The organism is Streptomyces sp. NPDC059788, assembly GCF_042732265.1.
Lineage (GTDB): Bacteria > Actinomycetota > Actinomycetes > Streptomycetales > Streptomycetaceae > Streptomyces.
Genome location: NZ_JBHWHY010000016.1, coordinates 166,875 through 178,125, shown reverse-complemented (window position 1 = coordinate 178,125; position 11,251 = coordinate 166,875). Strand labels below are relative to the sequence as shown.

Below are 11,251 nucleotides of genomic sequence, written 5' to 3'. Positions count from 1 at the left end.
ATCGGCGGCGCGGGCCCGGCCCCTACGGACTCCGTCCTACGGTCCCGGACCCTCCCGTACGCGGCAGCCTGACACGTACGTGGGTGGGGGACGCCTGCCCCCACCGGCCGTCGCTCGCCGTACCGGCGGGAGGGGGTGGGCCGCAGGACGAAGTCCGGAGGACCGGACCCGTACCCGGGTACAGGGCGCGCCACCCGGCACGGGCAGCAAGTCGGCCACGGCGCCCGGCCGGCCACCGGCCGCCGAAACTCCCCGGTACAACGGCGCGAAACCGCGCCCCCGCTCAGCCGACCATCCCGTCCGCCATCTCCTCCGACAGATTGGACTCCGTGCCGGGGATGCCCAGGTCCTGGGCGCGCTTGTCGGCCATGGCCAGGAGGCGGCGGATGCGGCCCGCGACCGCGTCCTTGGTCAGGGGCGGGTCGGCGAGGGCGCCCAGCTCCTCCAGGGACGCCTGCTTGTGGTCCATGCGCAGGCGGCCGGCCGCGGCGAGGTGCTCGGGGACCTCTTCGCCGAGGATCTCCAGGGCGCGCTGAACCCGCGCACCCGCCGCGACAGCGGCCCGCGCCGAGCGCCGCAGGTTGGCGTCGTCGAAGTTGGCGAGGCGGTTGGCCGTGGCGCGGACCTCGCGGCGCATCCGCCGCTCCTCCCAGGCCAGTACGGATTCGTGGGCCCCCAGCCGCGTCAACAGCGCGCCAATCGCATCACCGTCACGGACGACGACGCGGTCCACGCCGCGCACCTCGCGGGCCTTCGCGCCGATGCCGAGCCGGCGGGCCGCGCCGACCAGCGCGAGGGCCGCCTCGGGCCCCGGGCAGGTCACCTCCAGGGAGGAGGAGCGGCCGGGCTCGGTGAGCGAGCCGTGCGCGAGGAAGGCCCCGCGCCAGGCCGCCTCGGCGTCGCAGGTGGCCCCCGAGACCACCTGCGGGGGCAGGCCGCGGATGGGCCGGCCGCGGCCGTCGACCAGGCCGGTCTGGCGGGCGAGCTGGTCGCCGCCGGCGACGACCCGTACGACGTAGCGGCTGCCGCGCCGCAGGCCGCCGGGGGCCATCACCACCAGGTCGGAGGAGTGGCCGAAGATCTCCAGGATGTCCTTGCGCAGCCGTCGGGCGGCGATGCCGGTGTCCAGCTCCGCTTCGATCACGATGCGCCCGCTGACCAGGTGCAGACCACCCGCGAACCGCAGGATCGACGAGACCTCCGACTTCCGGCAGCAGGTCCGGGTGACGGGGAGCCGGGAGATTTCATCCTTCACCGCTGCCGTCATCGCCATGGGCCGATCCTTCCATGCATCCGAAAAATACGGTCGTACGCGGCGGCCAGCAGCTCCGGGTCGTGCCGGGCGGCACCCTTGTGGGTCTCCGCCGTGCCGCAGGGGCTGCCGGGCGCGGCGACCGCCGCCAGCTCGACCTCGCTGCCCACGAGCTGCTTGGCAGCGGCGGTCAGGCTCTCGATGTCGGGCACGGCGGCCCGGTCGGCCAGCACCACGTCGAAGGCGAGTTTAGGGGCGTGTCGGGCCAAAACCTCCAAATGACGCTGCGGGGAAAAGCCATCCGTTTCGCCCGGCTGCGGTGCCAGGTTCAGCGAGAGGACCTTGCGGGCCTTGGTCTCCTCCAGTGCCTCGCGCAGCTCGGGCACGAGCAGGTGCGGGATGACGGAGGAGAACCAGGAGCCGGGGCCGAGCACCACCCAGTCCGCGTCGCGGACCGCCTCGACGACCTCGGGCACCGCGGGCGGGTCCTCCGGTACGACGTGCACGGACTGCACCTCGCCGGGGGTCAGGGCGACCGTGGCCTGGCCGCGGACCGTGGAGATCTCGTCCGGGCGGGTCTCGTCGTGCCCCTTGACCAGGGCCTGGAGTTCCAGCGGTACGGCGGACATGGGCAGCACCCGGCCGTGCGCGCCGAGCAGCTTGCCGACCAGGTCCAGGGCCTGGACGTGGTCGCCGAGCTGTTCCCACAGGGCGACGATGAGGAGGTTGCCGACCGCGTGGTCGTGCAGTTCGCCCTCGCTGGTGAAGCGGTGCTGGATCACCCGGGACCAGGTCTGGCCCCAGTCGTCGTCCCCGCACAGCGCGGCCAGCGCCTTGCGCAGGTCGCCGGGCGGCAGCACGCCGAGCTCGTCGCGCAGGCGCCCGCTGGAGCCGCCGTCGTCGGCGACCGTGACGACGGCGGTCAGGTCGCCGGTGATGCGGCGCAGCGCGGCCAGGGAGGCGGACAGGCCCATGCCGCCGCCGAGCGCCACGACCTTGGGCGTGGCGCCCCTGCCGGAGCGGCTGCCCGGGACCAGCTTGCGGACCCGGCGCAGCCGCAGGGGACGGGCGGTCATTCGCGCCCCATGTCCCGGTGGACGACGACGGTCTCGACGCCTTCGGAGACCAGGCGGTGGGCCAGCTTCTCGGACATGGCGACGCTGCGGTGCTTGCCGCCCGTACAGCCGACGGCGATGGTCACGTAGCGCTTGCCCTCGCGGCGGTAGCCCTCGGCGACGATGCGCAGCAGCTCCGCGTAGCCGTCCAGGAACTCCTTGGCGCCGGGCTGGCCGAAGACGTAGCCGGAGACCTCGTCGTTCAGGCCGGTGAAGGGGCGCAGCTCCGGGACCCAGTGCGGGTTGGGGATGAAGCGGCAGTCGATGACCATGTCGGCGTCGACGGGCAGGCCGTACTTGAAGCCGAAGGACATGACCGTGGCGCGCAGCTCGGGCACCTCTTCGCCGGCGAACTGGGCGTCCATCTTGGCGCGCAGTTCGTGGACGTTCAGGCTGGAGGTGTCGATGACCAGGTCGGCGTCGCCGCGCAGCTCGCGCAGCAGGTCGCGCTCGGCGGCGATGCCGTCCACGATGCGGCCGTCGCCCTGGAGGGGGTGCGGGCGGCGCACCGACTCGAAGCGGCGCACCAGGGCCTCGTCGGAGGACTCCAGGAAGACGATGCGGCGCTTGACGTTCTGTGCGTCGAGGGTGGCCAGGGACTCCTTGAGGTTGTCGAAGAAGCGGCGGCCGCGGACGTCGACGACGACGGCGATGCGCGCCACGTTGCCCTGGGAGCGGGCGCCCAGTTCGACCATGGGCGGGATCAGCTCGGGCGGGATGTTGTCGACGACGAACCAGCCGAGGTCCTCCAGGCACTTGGCGGCCGTGCTGCGGCCGGCTCCCGACATCCCGGAGATGATCACCAGCTCGGGGATGGCGGTGCTCTCGCCCTGGTCGGCCTCGCGCATCGTGCCCGTACTCACCTGTGCACCGTCTCTTTCGGTCTTGCGGGGACGCCGGCTGTCCTGCGTGTCCCGCATGTCGTGCCTGTACTGCTCTGTGCTGCTGCCGCTCATCGTTCCTGCCCCCGTTCTGATGACAACGCGGCCGGTGGGGCCGTGTCATCCTCAATGATCTCTCCTGTGGCGGTGTTCACCGCCGGGGCGGCCGGGGCCGCTCCGGCCAGGGCCGCCGCGATGGTCTCGGCCGTCTTGCGGCCGATGCCCGGTACCTCGCAGATGTCCTCGACCCGGGCGGCCCGCAGCCGCTTGAGCGAGCCGAAGTGCTTCAGCAGGGCCTGGCGGCGGCTTTCGCCGAGGCCGGGGACGCTGTCCAGCGGTCCGGCCTTGAGGCGCTTGCCGCGCTTGTTGCGCTGGTAGGCGATGGCGAAGCGGTGGGCTTCGTCACGGACGCGCTGGAGGAGGTAGAGGCCCTCGCTGCTGCGGGGCAGTACGACGGGGTCGTCCTCGTCCGGCACCCAGACCTCTTCGAGGCGCTTGGCGAGGCCGCAGACGGCCACGTCGTCGATGCCCAGCTCGGACAGGGCCCGCTGGGCGGCGGCGACCTGCGGCTGGCCGCCGTCGACGACGACCAGCTGGGGCGGGTACGCGAAGCGCTTGGGCCGGCCGTCCTCGTCGGTGGGGCCGGTGGCCGCGGGCGCGTCCTCGTCGGCGAGCGGAGCACCGGCGCCGGCGGGGGGCACTGCGGCGGCAGCCGGCGCAGCGGCGGCGGCCGCCGCGTCGTCCTGCCCCGCGGGCGCTCCCTCGGCAGGGTCACCCTCGGCGGGCGCTTCCCCTGCGGGGGCCTCCTCGTCCCACTCCCCCGTCTGCTGCTTCTCCTGGAGGTAGCGGCGGAAGCGGCGCCCGATGACCTCGTGCATGGCGCGGACGTCGTCCTGGCCCTCGAAGGACTTGATCTGGAAGCGGCGGTACTCGCTCTTGCGGGCCAGGCCGTCCTCGAAGACGACCATGGAGGCCACCACGTCGTCGCCCTGGAGGTGGGAGATGTCGAAGCACTCGATGCGCAGCGGCACCGAGTCCAGGCCGAGGGCCTGGGCGATCTCCTCCAGGGCGCGGGAGCGGGTGGTCAGGTCCGAGGCGCGCTTGGTCTTGTGCAGGGCCAGGGCCTGCTGGGCGTTGCGCTGGACCGTGGCCATCAGGTCCTTCTTGTCGCCGCGCTGCGGGATGCGCAGCGAGACGTTGGAGCCGCGGCGCCCGGTGAGCCACTGCTGGACCGGTTCGACGGGGTCGGGCAGGGCCGGGACCAGCACCTCCTTCGGTACGGCGTCGCCGCTCTCCTCGCCGTACAGCTGCTGGAGGGCGTGCTCGACGAGGGCGGCGGTGTCCACGTTCTCGACCTTGTCGGTGACCCAGCCGCGCTGGCCGCGCACCCGGCCGCCGCGGACGTGGAAGATCTGGACGGCCGCTTCCAGCTCGTCCTCGGCGACGGCGATCAGGTCGGCGTCGGTGGCGTCGGCGAGCACGACGGCGCTCTTCTCCATCGCCCGCTTGAGCGCGTCTATGTCGTCGCGCAGGCGGGCGGCCCGCTCGTACTCCATCTCCTCGGCCGCCTCCTGCATGGACTTCTCCAGGCGGCGGATGTAGGCGCCGGTGCGGCCGGCCATGAAGTCGCAGAACTCCTCGGCCAGTTCGCGGTGCTCCTCGGGGGAGACGCGGCCGACGCAGGGGGCCGAGCACTTGCCGATGTAGCCGAGCAGGCAGGGGCGGCCGATCTGGGCGGAGCGCTTGAAGACCCCGGCGGAGCAGGTCCGTACGGGGAAGACGCGCAGCATCAGGTCGACGGTCTCGCGGATGGCCCAGGCCTGGCCGTACGGGCCGAAGTAGCGCACGCCCTTCTTCTTGGCGCCGCGCATGACGCGGACCCGGGGGTATTCCTCGTTGAGGGTGACGGCCAGGTAGGGATAGCTCTTGTCGTCGCGGTACTTGACGTTGAACCGCGGGTCGTACTCCTTGATCCAGGTGTATTCGAGCTGGAGGGCCTCGACCTCGGTGCTGACGACCGTCCACTCGACGGAGGCCGCGGTGGTGACCATCGTGCGCGTACGGGGATGGAGGTTGGCCAGGTCCTGGAAGTAGCTGGACAGGCGCTGGCGCAGGCTCTTGGCCTTGCCGACGTAGATGACGCGGCGGTACTCGTCACGGAATCTGTAGACCCCGGGCGAGTCGGGGATCTGTCCCGGCTTGGGTCGGTAACTGCTGGGGTCTGCCATGCCGCCCACCCTACTTGGGGGCGGTGACAGCGGGCGGACCGTGGGCGCCGGAGAGCGTGCCCGCCCCGGCCGCGGCGGCTTCGGGAGCGCCGGGGCCGGGGCGGGCCGGGTGCTCAGCGGCTGTGGCGCCTGCGCAGCGCCGCGGCGCCGGAGAGGCCGAGGGCGAGCAGGGCCGCGGTGCCCGCGACGGCCGAGGCGGCGGTCACCGGGCCGCTGCTGTCGCCGGCCCCCGCCGTGGCACCGGCCGCGACGGGCTGCTCGCGCGTGCCGGCCTGTCCGGCCCCTTCGGCGCCGGCCGACTGCGGGCCGTATCCGCCCGCGGCGCCGCGCCGGTCGTAGGCGGAGCCGGGCAGCTTGTCGCCGTACGCCTTCGCCACCCGCTTCTGGTAAGCGGCGACGGTGGTGCCGCCCGCGCCGATCGCCTTGCGCGCCTCGGCGTCCAGCGGCCGGATGCGGTCGCCGCGCTGCTCGTACCAGGCGTTGATCTGCGGTTCCTGGAAGACGGTGCCGCCGTCGCCCGCCGCGCTGTAGCGGGCCTCGTCGTCGCCGGTCGCGATGTTGACGACCTTCCAGGCGCCGCCGGTCTCGGCGGTCCACACGGACGCCTTCTGCCCGTCGGCGGAGACCGCCGTGCTGGCCAAAAACTCCAGCTGGGAGACGGGCGCCCCGGCCTTGCCGCGTACGAAGTCCGCCGACAGGACGTAGACGGGCACGGTCCGCCCCTCGATCCGCGGCTGCGCCTTCGCCAGGGTGACCGCGCCGTCGCGGGCGAAGAACCGGGAGAGCGTGGCGAGGGCGTCCGGCGCGGTGGCCGCGGCGCGGGCGGAGGTGACGGCCGAGGCGGCGGGCGCGGGCGGCGGGGCGGGGGTGGCGGCCAGCGCGCTCTGCGGCGCGAGGCCGAGGAGGGCGGCGGTGAGGGCGCCGGTGGCGGCGGCCCGTATGGCGGCGCGGCGGGCCGGGGTGCCGCGTCCGCCGGCGGTGGCGGATACGGCCGGAGCTCTGTGCTCGGTCATGGCCTCAGGCTCCGATCCGGTAGAGGGAGTGGGTCCAGGAGAAGGAGTTGCCGTTGACGTAGTAGTTGTAGTCGCCCCAGTTGTAGCGGCTGTTGGAGCCCCACGGGTCACCCCAGTACACCCAGTTGTTCGCGGTGTCGAAACCGTAGATCACGTGCATGTGCCCGCCGCCCGAGGACCACTGGATGCGGGTCTCCACGGGGCGGCCCGCGTTGATCTCGCTCTGGACGGTGCCGTAGCGCAGGTAGCCCGTGACGTACGAGCCCCGGTTGATGCCGGCCCAGTCGAGGGCGTTTTGCACGTTGCCGAGCGTGGCCTGGTTGTTGGGGCAGTTGCTGCCCTGCTGGCGGTTGAAGGCCGCGTTGCAGAACTGGTTCTGGCTGTACCTTCTGCCGTAGAACGTGGCGATGGTGTTGCCGGAGGCGGCCCAGCACCAGTTGGTCTGTTCCTGGGCCTGCATGGAGATGTTGAGCCGGTTGGCGGCGAGCGCGCCCTGCGGGGCGGGCGCGGCGGGTGCCGTTGCCCGGGCCGTCGTGCCGGTGGGGGCGGGCGCGGCGGTGGCGGAGGTTGCGGGTACGGCGGTCAGTGCGGCGGCCGACAGTGCCGCGGCGGACAGCCATCTGCGGCGCGAGCCGCGGGTGCGTGGTGCGCGGGTCATGGCGTTCCTCTCCCGAGTGAGGGGGGTGGGGACGGAGGAGCGCATCCGGATGCTGGTCAGGAGCATCGGGTGTTGTCCGGAGCAGGTCAACACGCTTCAATGCGGGGTGACATGGGGGTGTGGACGTCCGGAAGCGGGTGTGAACGGCCCGCGCCCGGCGTACTGCAGCGGACAGGCAGGGGCAGCGCACGGTGTGAAGTCCAGTTGTGAACGTTCACCGCGCGCGCCGAAGGGTTGGACGATGACACAGCACACGGCGCATCAGGCATTTCATACACCTCATGAACACCGGGAAGCACACGAGCAAACTCCGCACCAAGCGCCTCGGGCGCATCCGGGAAACGCCCCGGTTTCCCCGCAATTGGCCGAACTCACGCAGATCCTGCGGACCGGCCCGTTCCACCTGGCCCTGCGGGCCGCCCTGGCCGCGCGCGGCCTCGCCCTGCACCGCGTCCAGCACAAGCTCGCGCAGCGCGGCATCAAGGTCGGAGTGACGAGCCTGAGTTACTGGCAGCAGGGGGCCCGGCGCCCCCAGCGCCCCGAGTCGCTGCGCGCCGTACGGGCCCTGGAGGAGGTCCTCGACCTGCCCGCGCGCTCCCTGCACCGGCTGCTGGTCCCCGAGGGCGGCTCCCGGCCCGAGACGACGGAGCGCCCCGCCGCCCGCTCGTACCGCTCGCTCTTCGACCCCGCCGACGCCCTGCACTCGCTCTTGGCCGAGCTGGAGGCGCCCGCGGACGGAGGGCTGCACACGGTCGGCCACCACGAATGGGTACACATCGGGGCGGGCCGCGAGCTGAGCGAACGCCGCTCCCTCCAGGTGGTGCGCGCCCACCGGGACGGCGTGGACCGCTACATCGCCATACACCAGGGCGACGCGGGCTGCGACCCGTCACGGGTGACCGTCAGGGCCGGGGAGAACTGCCGCCTGGGCCGGGTGCGCTGGAACGCGGCCACCGCGATGGTGGTCGCCGAGCTGCTCTTCGACGTCCGGCTGCGCACCGGCGACACCCACGTCTTCGGCCACAGCTTCGAGGACGGCAGCGGCGGCCAGAGCGCCGAGTACGTACGCGGCTTCCGCTTCGCCGGCGGCCAGTACGTCCTCCAGGTCTGCTTCGACGAGGCGGCACTGCCGGTGCGCTGCCGCCGCTTCACCCAGACCAAGGCGGGCGCGCCGCGCGCGGAGCAGCAGGAGCTGACGCTGAGCGGACAGCACCGGACCGTACACCTGGTGGAGCAGGGCGTACGGCCCGGGATCGTGGGCATCGGGTGGGACTGGGGGTGATGCGGGCGGCGGGGCGCCCGTCAGGACGTGGGCCCCGCCCCGGTCGCCGGGACGCCCGACGCGTCGGCGCCGGTGGCCGCCGTGCTGCCGTCCAGGGCGCCCGCGGCCGCCGCGTTGTCCGCGACGCGGCGCTCCAGCATCGAGATCTTCCCGTCGAGCGGCCGGTCCATGCCCGGCCACACGTCGGCCCGGATGCTGACCTGGACGCGCGGCACCCGGTCGGCGACGGCCTCGGTCGCGCGCTTGACGACGTCCATGACCTCGTCCCAGTCCCCCTCGATCATCGTGTACATGGAGTCCGAGCGGTTCGGCAGCCCGGACTCCCGGATGATCTTGATCGCGTCGGCGACGTACGCCGCGCCGTTCTCCTCCACGCCCATGGGCGTCAGGGCGAAGGCAATGAGCACGGTCTTCCTCTCGTCGTACGGATACGGCGGCCCGTCGGCGGCGGGCCGCGGCGGCGGCACCGTCACCCGCTCCCGACGTGTGCCGCCCGGTAGGCGCGTACCACGGGAGAGCGGTAGGCATCCGCGATCCGCAGCAGGTGGCGGACCTCCTCGCCGAGATCGCCCGCGCCGGGGCCCGCCAGATTGGCCGTCTGCGCCTGCGGCGCCTCCCCGGTACGGCGGGCGTGCAGGGCGGCGGCCAGCCAGCAGGCGGTGACGTGGGCGTCGGCCAGGTGCTCGGGGACGGCCTGCTCGCCCACGTGCCGGCGGACCCCGTCGAGCGTGGCCGGGGTGACGTAGTCGCGGAGCACGATCATCGCGTCGCGGATCTCGATGACCCGCCGGTACAGGCGCAGCTGGAGCGGCAGCACGGCGTTGCGCAGCCGGCTGCCCGGACCGAGGACCACGTCGGGGGTGACCGCCGTCAGCTCGCGCCACAGGACGGCCAGCCCTCGGTAGGAGGTGCGGTCCTGCCACAGCTGCCGGGCCCCGGCCAGTACGGGCAGCGCCACGCCCGCCGCGATGAACAGCGCCTCGACGCCGGTGACCGGGGAGAAGAGCGGACCGAAGACCGGTGAGCGGGTCTGGAGGTAGGCCAGTTTGAGCACCCACAGCAGGGACGCCAGCAGGATGCCGGTGCCGAACAGCCGCAGCCCGTACCGCAGCAGCCGCGGCGCGCCGGTGCGGCCCTGTGCCCAGCAGACGAACCCGCAGGTGGTGTCGGCCGTCAGGTGGAAGGCGAAGAAGACGTACCAGTAGGCGTCCGGCACGCTCGGGGTGTCCGGTGAGGGCGCGATCTGGTTGCGCGCGTGCGGCGGCCCGGCCAGGTCCAGGGCGACGAGCGCCAGCATGACGGCGAGGGCGGCGCCGAACACCAGGACGGTACGGCGCTGCCGCCCGGCGGCCTGGAAGATGAACCACAGCACCGCGGCGGCGTCGACGATGCTGAACAGGTGGGTGCTCAGATCGACCCAGTGCGCGCCCGGCACGAGGTGGGCCAGGACGGCGGTGACCGGTTCCAGGTGCATCGACATGGCCAGCGCGATCATCACGATCGCGAACCACAGGGGCCGCTGCGCCGGGTCCTTCAGGCCCCGTGGAGCCCGGGCGATCACCACCGCCCACAGCGCGACGATGCCGGCGTTCTCCAGCCAGACGAGATCCGCTAGCCAGGTGAGCACGGCGCTCCCGGGTGACGGGCGTCCCGCAGGCCCATGCCGGACTCCAGGCCGCCGAGCATCCCGGACAGCAGGGTCGGCGCGGGCACCCGGCCGGCGCCCTCCAGGATCAGGCTGGCGATCATCTCCGCCTCCTGCTCCTGCCGGTCGGAGTAGCGGGTGCGGCCCAGCGCCTGCCGGATGGACCGGGGGTCCTCGATGTCGATGTGCCGGAAGAGCCGCTGGTCCTCGACGGCCATCCGGTGGTCGCACACCAGGTGACCGATCTCGTGGAGGATGATGTGCTCCTGGTGCAGCGGGCTGGTCTGGGCGTCGTAGAAGACGTAGTCGCCCTCCTCGGTCGCCAGCCACATGCCCGTCGGCATGCCCAGTCCGGTCGGGGTGGGCAGGGTCATCAGCCGCAGCGGACGGTCCCGGTCGGTGGCGAGCCGGGCGCACAGCTCCTGCGCGGAGAACGGCTCGGGCAGCGGTATCGCGTCGATCACGCGCCGGCAGCGGCGGCGCAGTCGCCTCCAGTGCATCGCGGGTGATACTCCATGGCTTGTGGGGACGGGAGGGCAGACGACCCGGTAGCTACGCCCGGTCATGCTGCCGCCGCCAGGATGTGACACGAGGAATCCGGCACGACGACACCCCCTCGCGCGTCATCCGTGCGACGCGTCGTGCGATCGTAGATCTTCACCCCGCCCCCTGTCAGTCCCCCGTCTCCGAGCAGACCGTTTCCGGCCAACTGCGGTGTGTCACAGGTCCAGGCGCCCACGCGTCAGCCCGCGACCAGCTTGCCGCCCTCGGCCTTGACCGGGACCTCCGGCAGTGGTTTGGAGGCCGGTCCCTGGATGACCTTGCCGGTCGTGACGTCGAACCGGCTGCCGTGGCAGGGGCAGTTGCCCTGGTTGCGCTCGATCTTGTCCAGCACGCACCCCGCGTGGGTGCACTTGGCGCTGAAGCACTTGTACCGGCCCTTTTCGGGCTGCGAGACGAGAAGGCGGCTCTCACGGTAGAGCTTGGCGCCGCCGACCGGTACCTCGGCGGCGGCGCCCAGGGCGACGGGTTCGGCGGGCGTCGCGGACGCCTCGCCCGAATCGCCGCCGGAGCAGGCGGCGACGCCGAAGCCCGCCGCGCCGACGAGCGCGGCCCCTCGCAGCACGGTCCGGCGGGCGGGGGGCTGGCTCATGTCGTACTCCCAGGCACTCGGTTA

11 protein-coding genes are annotated in these 11,251 nt (G+C 73.0%); 1 reads left to right on the top strand and 10 read right to left on the bottom strand.

What is annotated here, in order from left to right; translation table 11 throughout:
- Positions 1 to 283 precede the first annotated feature (283 nt).
- The 6 genes from whiA to ACFV57_RS16325 form a co-directional block, all read right to left on the bottom strand.
- Entirely contained in the window at positions 284 to 1,273 is a 990-nt protein-coding gene (gene whiA / locus ACFV57_RS16350; protein ID WP_003987139.1) for a DNA-binding protein WhiA, read from the bottom strand.
- The gene (gene yvcK / locus ACFV57_RS16345; protein ID WP_385231571.1) at positions 1,264 to 2,328 is read right to left on the bottom strand and encodes a uridine diphosphate-N-acetylglucosamine-binding protein YvcK; all 1,065 of its coding nucleotides are present in this window, start codon (positions 2,326 to 2,328) and stop codon (positions 1,264 to 1,266) included. The genes whiA and yvcK overlap by 10 nt, the downstream gene beginning before the upstream one ends.
- Positions 2,325 to 3,287 (bottom strand): RNase adapter RapZ, encoded by a 963-nt coding sequence (gene rapZ / locus ACFV57_RS16340; protein ID WP_385231568.1) that lies wholly within the window; start codon positions 3,285 to 3,287, stop codon positions 2,325 to 2,327. Before rapZ ends, yvcK begins: the two co-directional genes overlap by 4 nt.
- 32 nt (positions 3,288 to 3,319) lie before the next feature.
- Positions 3,320 to 5,476 (bottom strand): excinuclease ABC subunit UvrC, encoded by a 2,157-nt coding sequence (gene uvrC / locus ACFV57_RS16335; RefSeq protein WP_385231565.1) that lies wholly within the window; start codon positions 5,474 to 5,476, stop codon positions 3,320 to 3,322.
- A gap of 113 nt (positions 5,477 to 5,589) precedes the next feature.
- The gene (locus tag ACFV57_RS16330; protein ID WP_385231562.1) at positions 5,590 to 6,489 is read right to left on the bottom strand and encodes a hypothetical protein; all 900 of its coding nucleotides are present in this window, start codon (positions 6,487 to 6,489) and stop codon (positions 5,590 to 5,592) included.
- A 4-nt stretch (positions 6,490 to 6,493) separates the two neighbouring features.
- Complete coding sequence (locus tag ACFV57_RS16325; RefSeq protein WP_385231559.1) at positions 6,494 to 7,147, bottom strand: papain-like cysteine protease family protein; 654 nt, start codon at positions 7,145 to 7,147, stop codon at positions 6,494 to 6,496.
- Between the two features lie 361 nt (positions 7,148 to 7,508).
- Here ACFV57_RS16325 and ACFV57_RS16320 point away from each other — a divergent pair, with 361 nt between their 5' ends.
- Positions 7,509 to 8,429: a hypothetical protein gene (locus tag ACFV57_RS16320; RefSeq protein ID WP_385231556.1), complete on the top strand. Its 921-nt coding sequence runs from the start codon at positions 7,509 to 7,511 to the stop codon at positions 8,427 to 8,429.
- Positions 8,430 to 8,449: 20 nt separating this feature from the next.
- Here the strand turns inward: ACFV57_RS16320 and ACFV57_RS16315 are convergent, their stop codons facing one another.
- The 4 genes from ACFV57_RS16315 to ACFV57_RS16300 all read right to left on the bottom strand — a co-directional run bounded on the left by ACFV57_RS16315 (position 8,450) and on the right by ACFV57_RS16300 (position 11,227).
- A complete protein-coding gene (locus ACFV57_RS16315) occupies positions 8,450 to 8,836 on the bottom strand; it encodes an MTH1187 family thiamine-binding protein (RefSeq protein WP_385231608.1) in 387 nt (128 codons plus the stop codon).
- 62 nt (positions 8,837 to 8,898) lie between these two features.
- Positions 8,899 to 10,056 carry an MAB_1171c family putative transporter gene (locus tag ACFV57_RS16310; RefSeq protein WP_385231553.1) on the bottom strand — a complete coding sequence of 386 codons (1,158 nt, stop codon included), beginning with the start codon at positions 10,054 to 10,056 and terminating at the stop codon, positions 8,899 to 8,901.
- Positions 10,041 to 10,574, bottom strand: coding sequence for a hypothetical protein (locus tag ACFV57_RS16305; protein WP_385231550.1), 534 nt, complete (start codon positions 10,572 to 10,574; stop codon positions 10,041 to 10,043). The genes ACFV57_RS16310 and ACFV57_RS16305 overlap by 16 nt, the downstream gene beginning before the upstream one ends.
- A 242-nt stretch (positions 10,575 to 10,816) precedes the next feature.
- Positions 10,817 to 11,227: a Rieske 2Fe-2S domain-containing protein gene (locus ACFV57_RS16300; protein ID WP_385231547.1), complete on the bottom strand. Its 411-nt coding sequence runs from the start codon at positions 11,225 to 11,227 to the stop codon at positions 10,817 to 10,819.
- Between the last annotated feature and the right edge of the window lie 24 nt (positions 11,228 to 11,251).